This is a genomic window from Streptomyces sp. NPDC003038, assembly GCF_040611115.1.
Lineage (GTDB): Bacteria > Actinomycetota > Actinomycetes > Streptomycetales > Streptomycetaceae > Streptomyces.
Genome location: NZ_JBEXNN010000001.1, coordinates 332,301 through 346,888, shown reverse-complemented (window position 1 = coordinate 346,888; position 14,588 = coordinate 332,301). Strand labels below are relative to the sequence as shown.

Sequence of the window (14,588 nt, the reverse complement as noted above, 5' to 3'; positions counted from 1 at the left end):
ACCGGGCGGTAGGAGCCGCCCCGACCGACCCGCCCATTGTCCCGGCCCCGTACGGGACAATGGGCGCATGAGTCTGTTCCGCGACGACGGCATCGTGCTGCGCACCCAGAAGCTGGGTGAGGCGGACCGCATCATCACGCTGCTGACCCGGGGCCACGGCCGGGTGCGTGCCGTCGCCCGCGGGGTCCGGCGTACGAAGTCCAAATTCGGGGCCCGGCTGGAACCTTTCTCCCACGCCGACGTGCAGTTCTTCGCCCGCGGCAGCGAGCTGATCGGCCGCAGCCTTCCGCTCTGCACCCAGAGCGAGATCATCGCCCCGTACGGCAACGGCATCGTCACCGACTACGCCCGCTACACCGCCGGCACCGCCATGCTGGAGACCGCCGAGCGCTTCACCGAGAACGAGGGCGAGGTCTCCGTACAGCAGTACCTGCTGCTCGTCGGAGCCCTGCGCACGCTCTCCCGCGGCGAACACGAACCGCACCTGATCCTCGACGCGTTCCTGCTGCGCTCCCTCGCCGTCAACGGCTATGCCCCCAGCTTCGAGGACTGCGCGAAGTGCGGGATCCACGGCCCCAACCGGCACTTCTCCGTCGCCGCGGGCGGAGTGATTTGCGGTGACTGCAGGGTGCCCGGCAGCGTCGTACCCTCGTCGGAGGCCATCGCCCTGCTCAGCGCGCTGCTGACGGGTGACTGGGGCCACGCGGACGCCTGCGAGGCGCGTCACGTGCGGGAGGGCAGCGGACTGGTCTCGGCCTATTTGCACTGGCATCTGGAGCGCGGGCTACGCTCCCTGCGATACGTCGAGAAATAGGAGCTGGACACATGGCACGACGCGGGATTCTGGGACGCTCTCGCCGCGAGTACAAGGTTCCCGAGCCGCACCCGTCCGGTGAGCGCCCGCCGAAGATCCCCGGCGAGCTGGTCCCGAACCACGTCGCGGTCGTCATGGACGGCAACGGCCGCTGGGCCAAGGAGCGCGGCCTGCCGCGCACCGAGGGCCACAAGGTCGGCGAGGGCGTGGTCCTCGACGTACTCAAGGGCTGCCTGGAGATGGGCGTCAAGAACCTCTCCCTGTACGCCTTTTCCACGGAGAACTGGAAGCGCTCGCCCGACGAGGTCCGCTTCCTGATGAACTTCAACCGCGATGTCATCCGCCGCCGCCGCGACGAGATGAACGAGCTGGGCATCCGCATCCGCTGGGTCGGCCGCATGCCGAAGATGTGGAAGTCGGTCGTCCAGGAGCTTCAGGTGGCGCAGGAGCAGACCGTCGACAACGACGCGATGACCCTGTACTTCTGCGTGAACTACGGCGGCCGCGCGGAGATCGCGGACGCGGCGCAGGCGATCGCCCGCGACGTGGCGGCCGGCAAGCTGGACCCGTCGAAGGTGAACGAGAAGACCTTCGCGAAGTACATGTACTACCCGGACATGCCGGACGTGGACCTGTTCCTGCGGCCGAGCGGTGAGCAGCGCACCTCCAACTACCTGCTCTGGCAGAGCGCGTACGCGGAGATGGTCTTCCAGGACGTGCTGTGGCCGGACTTCGACCGCCGCAACCTCTGGGCGGCGTGCCTGGAGTACGCCCAGCGCGACCGCCGCTTCGGCGGGGCCGTCCCGAACCACCCCGAACGACCCACGGCCTGAGCTGCCCGCTATCCTCGCCCGCGTGAACACGGGTGGGGAACACGGACGGCAGACCGAGCGGGCCGAGCAGACGGCGGAGCAGGTCGTCTTCGTCTACCGGCCTACGCTCGCCGACATCCAGGGGGCAGTCCGGGCCCGGGCCCGCCGTACGGCGGCGGGCCGGGCGGAGACGCTGCTCCTCCCGCTGCTGACGGTCGTCCTCGTGCCGGGGTTCGGCCTGTTCCGGGGGTCCCTGCCGGTCGTGACCGCGATCTCGGTGGTGACCGGCCTGGGCGTCGCGATCTGCGGTGTCGCGTGGATCCGGCGCAGCATGGCCCGCCAGATGTACAGCATCACGGAGCAGTACGGGCAGTGCCGCACAGTGGCCGACGACCGGGGCGCCGCGACCACGGGCGAGACCATGTCCTTCACGGCCGACTGGAAGCTCTTCCCGGAGTACGTCGAGACGCCCGAGCTGTTCGTGCTCATCGGGGGCAGGCGCGCGGCCGCCGTCGCGGTGCTGCCGAAGCGGGGCGCCCAGCACCCCGCCGGCATCGACCGGCTGCGGGCGCTCCTGGACCGGAAGCTGCGCCGGCTGTAGGCGGCGGCCGCGGGCGCCGGCTGAGGCGCAGCTCTCAGCGCCGGGTTTCGGCCCGGCTTTCGGCGGGTTCTAGAGGGCGGCCGCGCAGTCGGCACAGGTGCCGAAGATCTCCACCGTATGGGCGACGTTCACGTAGCCGTGCTCGGCCGCGATGGACTCCGCCCACTTCTCCACCGCCGGGCCCTCCACCTCGACGGCCTTGCCGCACTTGCGGCAGACCAGGTGGTGGTGGTGATCCCCGGTGGAGCAGCGCCGGTAGACCGACTCCCCGTCGCTCGTGCGCAGGACGTCGACCTCGCCGGCGTCCGCGAGCGACTGGAGGGTGCGGTACACGGTGGTCAGGCCCACGGAATCGCCACGGTGCTTGAGCATGTCGTGGAGTTCCTGGGCACTGCGGAACTCGTCCACCTCGTCCAGCGCCGCCGCCACGGCGGCCCGCTGCCGGGTGGATCGTCCTCGTACTGGCGCGGTATTCATCTCGCCAGGCGCAGTCGCCACCGGTTCCTCCTCGTATTGGCCTCGGCCCATTGTGCCAGGCGGCCGGCCTTCCTAGACCTTCACGTCGTCCCGGGTGCATACCTCTTCGGCCGCGCGGGCCGCTCTGGCCCGGCGCCGGGCCAGCGGCGTCGACAGTGCGGTCATCACCATGAAGACCGCGATGGCGAGCAGCACGATGGTGCCGCCGGACGGAGCGTCGATGTAGTACGTCGTGGCGGTGCCGGTCAGAGAGACCAGCACGCCGATCGTCATGGCCACCGTCAGGGTCGTGGTGAATCCGCGGGTGACCCGCTGGGCGGCGGCGACGGGGATCACCATCATGGCGCTGACCAGCAGCAGGCCGACGATGCGCATGGCCACCGTGACCGTGACGGCGGCGGTGACCGCCATCAGCAGGTTCAGCGCGCGCACCGGCAGGCCGGTGACCCGCGCGAACTCCTCGTCCTGGCAGACCGCGAACAGCTGGCGGCGCAGTCCGAGCGTGACGGCGATGACGAACGCGGCGAGGACCACCACCGCCGTGATGTCCTCGGCGGAGACGGTGGTGATGGAGCCGAAGAGGTAGCTGGTCAGATTGGCGGTGGAGCCGCCCGGCGCCAGGTTGATGATCATGACGCCGCCGGCCAGGCCGCCGTAGAAGAGCATGGCGAGCGCGATGTCGCCGCTGGTCTTGCCGCGGGAGCGGATCAGTTCCATGCCGACGGCGCCGATGACCGCGACCAGGGTGGCCATCCACACCGGGCTCGTGTTGAACAGGAAGCCGAGGGCGACACCGGTCATGGCCACGTGGCCGATGCCGTCGCCCATGACGGCCTGCCGCCGCTGGACGAGGTAGGTGCCGATCGCGGGAGCCGTGACGCCGACCAGGACGGCGGCGAGCAGGGCCCGCTGCATGAAGGCGTAGTCGAGGATCTCCATCAGCTCAGCAGTCCCGTCCGCAGGGGCTCGGCGTCGTGCGCCGCGTGGGGGTGTACGTGGTCGTGGCCGGGCAGGGCGTGCTGGCCGACGGCCTCCGGGGGCGGGCCGTCGTGGACGACGCAGCCGTCGCGCAGGACGACGGCCCGGTCGATCAGGGGCTCCAGCGGGCCCAGCTCGTGCAGCACGAGGAGAACGGTGGTGCCGGCGGCGACCTGCGCGCGCAGGGCGTTCGCGAGGACCTCCTGATTGACGAGGTCCACGCCCGCCATCGGCTCGTCCATGATCAGCAGCTCCGGCTCGCCGGCGAGGGCCCGGGCTATGAGCACGCGCTGGTGCTGGCCGCCGGAGAGGGCGTTCACCGAGGCGTCGGCGTGCGTGTCCATGCCGACCAGGGCCAGGGCGCGCTCGACGGCGGCCTTGTCGGCCTTGCGGAGCATCCCGAAGCGGGAGCGGGCCAGGCGGCCGGAGGAGACGACCTCCCGGACGGTGGCCGGGACGCCGCTGGCGGCGGTGGTGCGCTGGGGGACGTACCCGACGCGCGACCAGGCCCGGAAGCGCTTGAAGTCCGTACCGAAGAGGGACAGGGCGCCGTCGGACAGCGGGACCTGGCCGACCACGGCGCGGACGGCCGTGGACTTGCCGGAGCCGTTGGCGCCGAGGAGGGCGACGACCTCACCGCGGCGGACGGTGAGGTCGATTCCGCGCAGCACGGGGCGCGAGCCGAGCGAGGCGGTGGCCCCGCGCAGGGATATGACGGGCTGCTCGGCCGGTGCGGCGGCCTTCGCTGCTGTCGCGGACTCCATGGCTCGGGCCTCCGTTGCTGCTGCTGTCATCACTTGCTCCCGAGGGCCTTCTGCAGGTTCTTCAGGTTGGACCGCATGACCTCGAAGTAGTCAGCGCCCTGGGACTTGTCGGTGATTCCCTCGAGCGGGTCGAGGACATCGGTCTTCAGGCCGGTGTCCTGGGCGAGGGTCTTGGCCGTCTTGTCGCTGGCCAGCGTCTCGAAGAACACCGTGGAGACATTGTCCTTCTGCGCGACGGTCTGGAGCTCCTTCATCCGGGCCGGGCTGGGCTCGGACTCGGGGTCGACGCCGGAGATGCCCTCCTGGTCGAGGCCGTAGCGCTCGGCGAGGTAGCCGAAGGCGGAGTGGGTGGTGATGAAGGTCTTGGTGGCCGTGTTCTTCAGGCCGTCCTTGAACTCGGTGTCCAGCGCGGTCAGCTTGGTCACCAGCTCGTCGGTGTTCTTCTTGTAGTCCGCCGCGTGGTCGGGGTCGGCCTTCTCCAGGGCCGCGCCGACGCCCTTGGCGACCTCCGCGTACTTGGTGGGGTCGAGCCAGATGTGCGGGTCCTCGCCGGCCTCGCCGTGGCCGTGCTCCTTGCTCTCACCCTCGGCGGCGTGGTCGTCGTGGCCGGCGCCCTCACCCTCGCCTTCGGCGGCGTGGTCGTCGTGACCGGAGGTGCCGTGGGCCTCCAGCTTGGTGAGGGTGGCGGCGTCGACGACGTTCTTCACGCCGGACTGGGCGACGGCCTTGTCGACGGCGGGCTGCAGGCTCTTGAGGTAGAGGACCACATCGGCCTCGCCGAGCTGCGCGGTCTGCTTCGGGGTGATCTCCAGGTCGTGCGGTTCGACGCCCGGCTTGGTCAGGGTGTCGACCTTCACGTGGTCCTTGCCGATCTGCTCGGCGAGGAACTGCATCGGGTAGAACGACGCCGTCACGTCGAGCTTGCCGTCGTTGCCGTCATTGCCGTCCGTGCTGCCGGCGGCACCGGGTCCGGCTTCGGCTCCGGAGCAGGCGGTGAGGGCCGTGGCGCCGAGGGCGACGGCTCCGGCGAGGACGGTGGCGGGTATCAAGCGTCGTACGTTCATGACATCCATTTTCATCAAAAATGGAAACGGTTGTCAAAAAGCCAGGTGAGGACGCTGCGCCGAGGCCTCCAAGGGGGATCCGATTTGAAAGGGAGGGTACGAGCGCCGGTAACCTAAAGGCTTCGCCGTTCGTCCTCGTAATGAAGAGAGCACCGTGGCCGCCGACAAGATCGACACCATCGTCAGCCTGAGCAAGCGCCGTGGCTTCGTTTTCCCTTGCAGTGAGATCTACGGCGGCTCCAAGGCCGCCTGGGATTACGGCCCGCTGGGTGTCGAGCTCAAGGAGAACATCAAGCGTCAGTGGTGGAAGGCGATGGTCACCGGGCGTGAGGACATCGTCGGCATCGACTCGTCCGTGATCCTGGCCCCCGAGGTCTGGGTGGCCTCCGGCCACGTCGCGACCTTCTCGGACCCGCTGACCGAGTGCACCTCCTGCCACAAGCGTCACCGCGCGGACCACCTGGAAGAGGCGTACGAGGCCAAGCACGGCCGCCTGCCCGCCAACGGCCTCGCCGACGTCAACTGCCCCAACTGCGGCGTGAAGGGTCAGTTCACCGAGCCCAAGCAGTTCTCCGGCATGCTGGAGACGCACCTCGGCCCGACCCAGGACAGCGGCTCCAAGGCCTACCTGCGCCCCGAGACCGCTCAGGGCATCTTCACCAACTTCGCCCAGGTGCAGACCACTTCGCGCAAGAAGCCCCCCTTCGGCATCGCGCAGATGGGCAAGTCCTTCCGGAACGAGATCACTCCGGGCAACTTCATCTTCCGCACGCGCGAGTTCGAGCAGATGGAGATGGAGTTCTTCGTCAAGCCGGGCGAGGACGAGCAGTGGCAGGAGTACTGGATGGCCGAGCGGTGGAACTGGTACCGCGACCTGGGCATCCGCGAGGAGAACATCCGCTGGTACGAGCACCCGAAGGAGAAGCTGTCCCACTACTCGAAGCGCACCGCCGACATCGAGTACCGCTTCAACTTCGGTGGCAATGAGTTCTCCGAGCTCGAAGGCGTGGCCAACCGCACCGACTTCGACCTCAAGGCCCACTCCGCCGCCTCCGGCCAGGACCTGACCTTCTTCGACCAGGAGGCCGGCGAGCGCTGGACTCCGTACGTCATCGAGCCGGCGGCCGGCGTCAACCGCGCCATGCTGGCCTTCATGCTCGACGCGTACGTCGAGGACGAGGCCCCGAACGCCAAGGGCGTCATGGAGAAGCGCACCGTGATGCGCCTCGACCCGCGCCTGGCGCCGATCAAGGTCGCCGTCCTGCCGCTGTCGCGCAACCCGCAGCTGTCGCCGAAGGCCAAGGGCCTCGCCGCCGACCTGCGCAAGAACTGGAACATCGAGTTCGACGACGCGGGGGCCATCGGCCGCCGCTACCGCCGCCAGGACGAGATCGGTACGCCGTTCTGCGTCACCGTCGACTTCGACACCCTGGACGACAACGCGGTGACCGTGCGCGAGCGCGACACGATGAAGCAGGAGCGCGTCTCCCTGGACCAGATCCAGAGCTACCTGGGCAGCCGCCTGCTCGGCTGCTAGGTCCGCTCTGCTCGATCGACCGGTGGCCCGGTGCGCGGTGTGCGCACCGGGCCACCGCTCTGTTTCCCGCTCCGCTCGGGCGGCGACGGGAGTACGGCCTTCCCTGGGAGTACGGCCGTCCCTCAGGCGCGCGGGCCTCGGATGATCAGGGCGGTGACCGCCTCGAAGTCCGTGAGGTCGTGGGCGAGGGCCAGTCGGCCGGGTCCCTGCCGCCACGAGGGTGAGCACGGCCGCCGGGGCGAGCTCGCAGTGCTCGGCGCGCACGGGGGCGAGGACGGCGCCGCCGAAGCAGAGGGTCACGCCGGTGGGGGCGCGCGCCGTCACGCGGCGCTCGGCCGGCCGGCTACCGGCGCGGGGTTCGCGGGTTCCTCCAGAGTGTCCGCCGTCCGCGCGGCCGTCGCGCGCGCCCACGGGCCGCTGCTGACCACGCCCAGGACCAGGACGAGCAGCCCGCAGACGGTGATGATCCAATAGGCGGGCCGGGCCGCGGCCCCGAATTCGGCGCCCTCGGCCAAACCGGCCGCCAGGACAGAGCCGATCACCGCCACCCCCAGGGTGCCGCCGGTCTGCCGGCTGGTGGCGGCGACCGCCGCCGCCACCCCGGCCTGGGCGCGGGGCATGCCGGCCACGGCCGTGTTGGTGATCGGTGAGTTGACCATGCCGAAGCCGATGCCGAACAGCACGAAGGCGGCGAGCATGAGCCCGTTCGTGCGCTCCGCGGCGAAGGCGGCGAACAGCAGCCCGCTTCCGCCCATCCCGAGGCCCGCGACCACCAGCGGCAGCCGCGGCCCGCGACTGCCCACCAACCGCCCGGAGAGCGGGGCGATCAGGCAGGTCATCAAGGCCAGCGGGAGCATCCACAGCCCGGCGCGCAGCGCGCCCAGACCGCGTACGTCCTGAAGGTAGAGGGTGGTCAGGAAGAGCAGTCCGGACAGCGCCGCGAAGGCACTGATGGCGATCACCGTCGCGCCGCTGAACGGGACGCTGCGGAAGAGCCTCGGGTCGATCAAGGGCTCCGCGCGCCGCGGCTCGTACACCAGCAGCCCGACCAGTGCGGCCACCGCCACCACCGCGCAGCCGAGCACGAGGGGGCTGCCCAGGCCGGCCGCCGGCGCCTCGATGATCCCGTACGTCAAGGAACCCAGCATGGCCATGATCAGCAGCTGGCCCACCGGGTCGGGGCGGCGGGGCTTCGGTGCCCGGGACTCGGGGAGGTACTTCAGGGTCAGAGCAAGGGCGGCCAGGCCGATCGGCAGGTTGAGCCAGAAGATGGACCGCCAGCCCACCGAGTCCACCAGCAGACCGCCGACCAGCGGGCCGGCGGCCATCGAGATGCCCGCCACGCCGCCCCAGACACCGATCGCCCGAGCCCGTTCCGCCGGATCGGTGAAGGTGTTGGCGATGATCGACATGGCGACCGGGCTGAGCATGGCCCCGCCCACCGCCTGAACCATCCGGAAGGCGATGAGCCACCCGAGGCTCGGCGCCAGCGAGCACAGCAGCGAACCCGCGGTGAAGAGGACCAGGCCGGCCACGAACACCTTGCGACGCCCGATCCGGTCGGCCGTGGATCCGGCCAGCATCAGCAGGGATGCCATCACCAGCGTGTAGGCGTCGATGGTCCACTGCAGGCCCGCCACCGAGGCGTGCAGCTCGCGCCGCATCTCGGGGAGGGCCACGTTCAGGACGGTGTTGTCCAGGCTCACGATCAGCAGGCTCAGGCAGCAGATCGCCAGGACCAGCATGCGCCGGCGGTGACTCAGCTCGATCATGGCGCCGATCGTACGGCTGAACGGCCACCCGGGCATGCGCGACAATGGGGGGATGACCACGCTTCCGCCGCCTCTCGCGATCGGCCCGCACACCGTGCAGCCCCCGGTGGTGCTCGCGCCGATGGCCGGCATCACCAATGCTCCGTTCCGTACCCTCTGCCGCGAGTTCTCGGGCGGCAAGGGGCTATTCGTGAGCGAGATGATCACGACCCGCGCCCTGGTCGAGCGCAACGAGAAGACCATGCAGCTGATCCACTTCGACGAGACGGAGAAGCCTCGCTCGATCCAGCTGTACGGAGTCGACCCGGTGACGGTCGGCAAGGCGGTCCGCATGATCGTCGAAGAGGACCGCGCCGATCACATCGACCTCAACTTCGGCTGCCCGGTCCCCAAGGTGACCCGCAAGGGCGGCGGCTCGGCCCTCCCCTACAAGCGGAACCTGCTGCGCGCGATCCTCCGTGAGGCCGTCGCCGGCGCCGGCGACCTGCCGGTGACCATGAAGATGCGCAAGGGCATCAACGACGAGCACCTGACCTACCTCGACGCCGGCCGGATCGCCGTCGAGGAGGGGATCACCGCCATCGCCCTGCACGGGCGCACCACCGCCCAGCACTACGGCGGCACCGCCGACTGGGAGGCCATCGCGCGGCTCAAGGAGCACGTGCCGGAGATCCCGGTGCTCGGCAACGGCGACATCTGGTGTGCCGAGGACGCGCTGCGCATGGTCCGCGAGACCGGCTGCGACGGCGTGGTCGTCGGGCGCGGCTGCCTGGGGCGGCCCTGGCTGTTCAACGACCTGGTGGCGGCCTTCGAGGGGCGCCCGGAAGACTTCCACAAGCCCACGCTGCGCGAGGTCGCGGGCGCCATGCACCGCCACGCGAAATTGCTCGGCGAGTGGATCGGGGACGAGGCGCGCGGGGTGATCGACTTCCGTAAGCACGTGGCCTGGTACCTGAAGGGCTTCGCGGTCGGCTCCGAGATGCGCCAGAAGCTCGCCGTCACCTCGTCACTGGCCGAGCTGGACGCTCATCTGAGCGAGCTGGACCTGGATCAGGCCTGGCCGGAGAGCGCGGACGGCCCGCGCGGCCGAACGTCCGGAAACAACCGAGTTGTCCTACCCGAGGGCTGGCTGAACGATCCGTACGACTGTGCGGGCGTAGGCGAGGAAGCCGAACTGGACACCTCCGGCGGCTGACAAACTATGCCGTCGGCGGCGTGACATACGCCACGCATGTGTGGGGTTGTGCTCACATGAGCGCGAAGATCACGGCTAAGACTTCCAAAGGGTGGCACTGCGTGCCACCCTTTGTTTGTTCAAGACTTGAACGCAAATGTATCGATGATCGCTCATCCGAGCGGAATCAAGCCTTACTTGCCGCCTCAGCCTTCGGGAGGTGAAGACTCTTCGTATGTTCAGGCTACCGATCAGTTACTTTCGATCTACTGGCGCACGGGTGGTTACAGCCACATGACCGCCAAGTGGACGTACCCATAAGCCTTCGATCTGGGTATGTTCCTGGCCGTCAGGGCAGCCACCCGAGCCTCGAGGAGTCGAGACCCGTGTCGGAAAACAAAGAGCAGCAGAAGTTCGTCTACGACTTCACCGAGGGAAACCGCGACCTGAAGGACCTTCTCGGCGGCAAGGGAGCCAACCTCGCCGAGATGACCAACCTGGGTCTCCCGGTGCCTCCCGGCTTCACCATCACCACCGAGGCCTGCAAGGTCTACCTCGACAGCGGCACGGCCCCGGCCGAGCTGCGCGACGAGGTCAGCGCCCACCTGGCCGCCCTCGAGACGAAGATGGGCAAGAAGCTCGGCCAGTCGGACGACCCGCTGCTGGTCTCGGTGCGTTCCGGCGCCAAGTTCTCGATGCCCGGCATGATGGACACCGTCCTCAACATCGGCCTCTCCGACGACTCGGTGACCGGCCTCGCCTCCCAGTCCGGTGACGAGCGCTTCGCGTGGGACTCGTACCGCCGCCTCATCCAGATGTTCGGCAAGACCGTCCTCGGCGTCGACGGGGAGCTCTTCGAGGACGCCCTCGAAGAGGCCAAGGCCGCCAAGAAGGTCACCGTCGACACCGACCTCGACGCCGCCGACCTGAAGAAGCTGGTCAAGCAGTTCAAGAAGATCGTGGCGAAGGAAGCCGGCCGCGAGTTCCCGCAGGACGCCCGGGAGCAGATGGACCTCGCCGTCGAAGCGGTCTTCAACTCCTGGAACACCGATCGCGCCAAGCTCTACCGCCGCCAGGAGCGCATCCCCGGCGACCTGGGCACCGCGGTCAACATCTGCTCCATGGTCTTCGGCAACCTGGGCCCCGACTCGGGCACCGGAGTCGCCTTCACCCGCGACCCCGCCAGCGGCCACCAGGGCGTCTACGGCGACTACCTCCAGAACGCCCAGGGCGAGGACGTCGTCGCGGGCATCCGCAACACCGTGCCGCTCGCGGACCTGGAGGCCATCGACAAGGCCTCGTACGACCAGCTCATGACGATCATGGAGACGCTGGAGACCCACTACAAGGATCTCTGCGACATCGAGTTCACCATCGAGCGCGGTCAGCTGTGGATGCTCCAGACCCGCGTCGGCAAGCGCACCGCGGGAGCGGCCTTCCGGATCGCCACCCAGCTCGTGGACCAGGGCCTCATCGACGAGGCCGAGGCCCTCCAGCGCGTCAACGGCGCCCAGCTCGCGCAGCTGATGTTCCCCCGCTTCGACGAGAACGCCAAGACGGAACTGCTCGGCCGCGGCATCGCCGCCTCCCCGGGCGCGGCGGTCGGCAAGGCCGTCTTCGACTCGTACACGGCCGTCAAGTGGTCCCGTTCCGGCGAGAAGGTCATCCTGATCCGCCGCGAGACGAACCCGGACGACCTGGACGGAATGATCGCGTCCGAGGGCATCCTGACCTCCCGCGGCGGCAAGACCTCGCACGCGGCCGTCGTCGCCCGCGGCATGGGCAAGACCTGTGTCTGCGGCGCCGAGGAGCTCGACGTCGACACCAAGCGCCGCCGGATGACCGTGGGCGGGACGGTCATCGAGGAGGGCGACGTCGTCTCCATCGACGGCTCCACCGGCAAGGTCTACCTCGGCGAGGTACCCGTCGTACCGTCCCCGGTCGTGGAGTACTTCGAGGGCCGCATGCACGCGGGCGCCGACGACGCCGACGAGCTGGTCGCCGCCGTGCACCGGATCATGGCGTACGCGGACCGCGTCCGCCGACTGCGCGTGCGGGCCAACGCCGACAACGCGGAGGACGCGCTGCGCGCCCGCCGCTTCGGCGCCCAGGGCATCGGCCTGTGCCGCACCGAGCACATGTTCCTCGGCGAGCGCCGCGAGATGGTCGAGCGCCTGATCCTCGCGGACACCGAGAACGAGCGGGAGGAGGCACTCCGTGCCCTCCTGCCGCTGCAGAAGAAGGACTTCATCGAGCTGTTCGAGGCGATGGACGGCCTGCCGGTCACCGTCCGCCTGCTCGACCCGCCGCTGCACGAGTTCCTGCCCGACATCACCGAGCTGTCGGTACGCGTCGCCCTCGCCGAGGCCCGCAAGGACCACAACGAGAACGACCTGCGCCTGCTCCAGGCCGTGCACAAGCTGCACGAGCAGAACCCGATGCTGGGTCTGCGCGGTGTCCGCCTGGGCCTGGTCATCCCCGGTCTGTTCGCCATGCAGGTACGGGCGATCGCCGAGGCCGCGGCCGAGCGCAAGAACGCCAAGGGCGACCCCCGCCCCGAGATCATGATCCCTCTCGTGGGCACCGTGCAGGAGCTGGAGATCGTCCGCGAGGAGGCCGACCGGGTCATCGCCGAGGTCGAGGCCGCCACCGGCACCAGCCTCAAGCTGACCATCGGCACGATGATCGAGCTGCCCCGCGCCGCGCTGACGGCCGGGCAGATCGCCGAGGCCGCGCAGTTCTTCTCCTTCGGTACCAACGACCTGACCCAGACGGTGTGGGGCTTCTCCCGCGACGACGTGGAGGCCAGCTTCTTCACCGCCTACCTGGAGAAGGGCATCTTCGGGGTCTCGCCCTTCGAGACCATCGACAAGGACGGCGTCGGCTCCCTGGTCCGCAGCGCCGTCCAGGCCGGCCGGGCCACCCGCCCCGACCTCAAGCTCGGCGTCTGCGGCGAGCACGGCGGGGACCCCGAGTCCGTCCACTTCTTCCACGAGGTCGGCCTCGACTACGTCTCCTGCTCGCCCTTCCGGATTCCGGTGGCGCGCCTGGAGGCCGGCCGTGCGGCCGCCGAATCGAAGGGCAGCGACAGCCGCTGATCCCCGGCCCGAGAAGGGCCCTCAAAGACTGCGCCTGCCCCCCGGGTTCCCTGACGCCCGGGCGGCAGGCGCACCTTTTTGTCGTTCAACAAATCTTTACGTCAGCAGGCGGTGGACGGATCCCCACCCGTCCACCGCCTGCTGTCATTCTGCCGGTCACGTCGGCGCTTCCCGGTGCGACCGACCGCCAGGCCCCGCAAAGCCCCCCACGGCCTTCGCGGAGCGTTTCGGTCGCATCGGAGTGTGCCCGGCGGAGTACAGGATTTCGGTTGTCACGCCCCTGCCGAAAGGGGTTTCAACTGTGGCCGAAAGGGCGTGGTGACCACGTGTGACGGCATGCATACTCATAGGGCGGGGGGATTGCGGTTGCACAGGTGGGGGTTCGGTGCTGCGTATCCATTTCACTGGAGTGGACCTGGCACGCGTACGGATGGCAGGGCGTCCCGATGCGTTGTGGGAAACGATTCTGAGCTTTCACCGCTTAAGAGACCGGCGCGATGCCCGGTTGTTCGGTGAATGGCGGACGGAAACCCGGAGCAGGTTGAATAGTGAAACACGCATGCTCGGTATGCTCATACCGAGTCGCGGCTATTTCCCCGATTTCTTGACCCCTGCGGAGGGGCGGTACGGGTGGGACGTGGGCATCGACGCGCTGCGCGGGATACGTCCCGAGCGGATGCGGCGCGAGCTGCTGCTGCTGAGCGCGGGAGCGGTCACGGCGTCGGCCTCCGCGTCGGCGACCGCGGCGGGCATGGGAACGGGCGCCGGCTCGGCGATGCCGCCCCGGCTGCGGGAGCTCCTGGACGACGGCCCCAAGCACCTGCCGAGGCTGCTGGGCGAGCTGCGCGCGTACCACCGGGCCGCCGTGGAGCCGTACTGGACCCACATCCAGGCCCAGATCGAGGCGGAACGCGCCGCGCGCGGCCGGGCCCTGCTCGACGGGGGCGCGGACGAACTGCTGGCCTCGCTGCCGCCGATGCTGCGCTGGCGGGCTCCGGTGCTGGAGTGCGACTACCCGGTGGACCGGGACGTGCGGCTGCGGGGGCGCGGGCTGCTGCTCCAGCCGTCCTTCTTCTGCCGGCGCACCGCGGTGACGCTGCACGACCCGGAGCTGCCACCGGTGCTCGTCTACCCGGCCGCCGCGCAGCTGGCCTCGGCTCCCGCCGGGGGCGAGTCGGCCCGGCCGGTGGAGGAGCAGCGCCAGCGCACCCTGGGCAAGCTGGTGGGGCACACCCGCTCCGTCGTGCTGCGGGCCATCGGTGACGGAGCGACCACCAGTGAACTCGCGCGCCGGGCCGGGGTTTCGCTGGCCTCCGCGAGCCAGCACGCCTGCGTGATGCGCGAGGCGGGCCTGGTCACCACCCTGCGCCACGGCAACGCGGTGCTGCACACGGTGACCCCGCTCGGCGCGGCCCTCCTCAAGGGCGGCGCGGTGGCCTCGTAGGGATGCACGCGGGGCCCGGCCCCGGGGAACACCCCCGGGGCCGGGCCCCGCCT

At 69.7% G+C, this 14,588-nt stretch carries 12 protein-coding genes; 7 read left to right on the top strand and 5 right to left on the bottom strand.

Features of this window, described 5'->3' with window-relative positions; genetic code table 11:
• Window positions 1–67 precede the first annotated feature (67 nt).
• Genes recO through ABZX75_RS01615 form a run of 3 tightly spaced genes read left to right on the top strand, consistent with a single transcriptional unit; the run spans window position 68 to window position 2,227 of the window.
• Window positions 68–814, top strand: coding sequence for a DNA repair protein RecO (gene recO, locus ABZX75_RS01625; RefSeq protein ID WP_355406642.1), 747 nt, complete (start codon window positions 68–70; stop codon window positions 812–814).
• Window positions 815–825: 11 nt separating this feature from the next.
• Window positions 826–1,647, top strand: coding sequence for an isoprenyl transferase (locus tag ABZX75_RS01620; RefSeq protein WP_355406640.1), 822 nt, complete (start codon window positions 826–828; stop codon window positions 1,645–1,647).
• A gap of 22 nt (window positions 1,648–1,669) precedes the next feature.
• Window positions 1,670–2,227 carry a hypothetical protein gene (locus tag ABZX75_RS01615; RefSeq protein ID WP_355406638.1) on the top strand — a complete coding sequence of 186 codons (558 nt, stop codon included), beginning with the start codon at window positions 1,670–1,672 and terminating at the stop codon, window positions 2,225–2,227.
• A gap of 69 nt (window positions 2,228–2,296) precedes the next feature.
• Here ABZX75_RS01615 and ABZX75_RS01610 read toward each other — a convergent pair whose 3' ends face one another.
• From ABZX75_RS01610 to ABZX75_RS01595, 4 genes are read right to left on the bottom strand one after another with little or no spacing between them, the layout of a single operon-like run.
• Entirely contained in the window at window positions 2,297–2,725 is a 429-nt protein-coding gene (locus tag ABZX75_RS01610) for a transcriptional repressor (RefSeq protein WP_030649766.1), read from the bottom strand.
• Between the two features lie 51 nt (window positions 2,726–2,776).
• Window positions 2,777–3,643, bottom strand: coding sequence for a metal ABC transporter permease (locus tag ABZX75_RS01605; protein ID WP_355406636.1), 867 nt, complete (start codon window positions 3,641–3,643; stop codon window positions 2,777–2,779).
• Window positions 3,643–4,446 carry a metal ABC transporter ATP-binding protein gene (locus ABZX75_RS01600; protein WP_355407012.1) on the bottom strand — a complete coding sequence of 268 codons (804 nt, stop codon included), beginning with the start codon at window positions 4,444–4,446 and terminating at the stop codon, window positions 3,643–3,645. Before ABZX75_RS01600 ends, ABZX75_RS01605 begins: the two co-directional genes overlap by 1 nt.
• A 29-nt stretch (window positions 4,447–4,475) precedes the next feature.
• The gene (locus ABZX75_RS01595; RefSeq protein ID WP_355406634.1) at window positions 4,476–5,510 is read right to left on the bottom strand and encodes a metal ABC transporter substrate-binding protein; all 1,035 of its coding nucleotides are present in this window, start codon (window positions 5,508–5,510) and stop codon (window positions 4,476–4,478) included.
• A 154-nt stretch (window positions 5,511–5,664) separates the two neighbouring features.
• Between ABZX75_RS01595 and ABZX75_RS01590 the strand changes: the two genes are divergently transcribed.
• A complete protein-coding gene (locus ABZX75_RS01590) occupies window positions 5,665–7,047 on the top strand; it encodes a glycine--tRNA ligase (protein WP_355406632.1) in 1,383 nt (460 codons plus the stop codon).
• Window positions 7,048–7,367: 320 nt separating this feature from the next.
• Here the strand turns inward: ABZX75_RS01590 and ABZX75_RS01585 are convergent, their stop codons facing one another.
• Complete coding sequence (locus tag ABZX75_RS01585; protein ID WP_355406630.1) at window positions 7,368–8,819, bottom strand: MFS transporter; 1,452 nt, start codon at window positions 8,817–8,819, stop codon at window positions 7,368–7,370.
• Window positions 8,820–8,853: 34 nt separating this feature from the next.
• On the opposite strand from ABZX75_RS01585, the gene dusB reads away from it, so the two are divergent.
• From dusB to ABZX75_RS01570, 3 genes are all read left to right on the top strand, one after another.
• A complete protein-coding gene (gene dusB / locus ABZX75_RS01580) occupies window positions 8,854–10,014 on the top strand; it encodes a tRNA dihydrouridine synthase DusB (RefSeq protein ID WP_355407011.1) in 1,161 nt (386 codons plus the stop codon).
• A 365-nt stretch (window positions 10,015–10,379) separates the two neighbouring features.
• Entirely contained in the window at window positions 10,380–13,091 is a 2,712-nt protein-coding gene (gene ppdK / locus ABZX75_RS01575; protein WP_355406628.1) for a pyruvate, phosphate dikinase, read from the top strand.
• 385 nt (window positions 13,092–13,476) lie between these two features.
• The gene (locus tag ABZX75_RS01570) at window positions 13,477–14,535 is read left to right on the top strand and encodes a DUF5937 family protein (protein WP_355406626.1); all 1,059 of its coding nucleotides are present in this window, start codon (window positions 13,477–13,479) and stop codon (window positions 14,533–14,535) included.
• The last annotated feature ends 53 nt before the right edge of the window (window positions 14,536–14,588 follow it).

Excerpts from the sequence above, each read along its gene's own strand:
- ABZX75_RS01620 (WP_355406640.1), top strand. The coding sequence starts at position 826 with ATGGCACGACGCGGGATTCTGGGACGCTCTCGCCGCGAGTACAAGGTT.
- dusB (WP_355407011.1), top strand. The coding sequence starts at position 8,854 with ATGCGCGACAATGGGGGGATGACCACGCTTCCGCCGCCTCTCGCGATC.
- recO (WP_355406642.1), top strand. The coding sequence starts at position 68 with ATGAGTCTGTTCCGCGACGACGGCATCGTGCTGCGCACCCAGAAGCTG.
- ABZX75_RS01585 (WP_355406630.1), bottom strand. The coding sequence starts at position 8,819 with ATGATCGAGCTGAGTCACCGCCGGCGCATGCTGGTCCTGGCGATCTGC.
- ABZX75_RS01600 (WP_355407012.1), bottom strand. The coding sequence starts at position 4,446 with ATGGAGTCCGCGACAGCAGCGAAGGCCGCCGCACCGGCCGAGCAGCCC.
- ABZX75_RS01595 (WP_355406634.1), bottom strand. The coding sequence starts at position 5,510 with ATGAACGTACGACGCTTGATACCCGCCACCGTCCTCGCCGGAGCCGTC.
- ABZX75_RS01605 (WP_355406636.1), bottom strand. The coding sequence starts at position 3,643 with ATGGAGATCCTCGACTACGCCTTCATGCAGCGGGCCCTGCTCGCCGCC.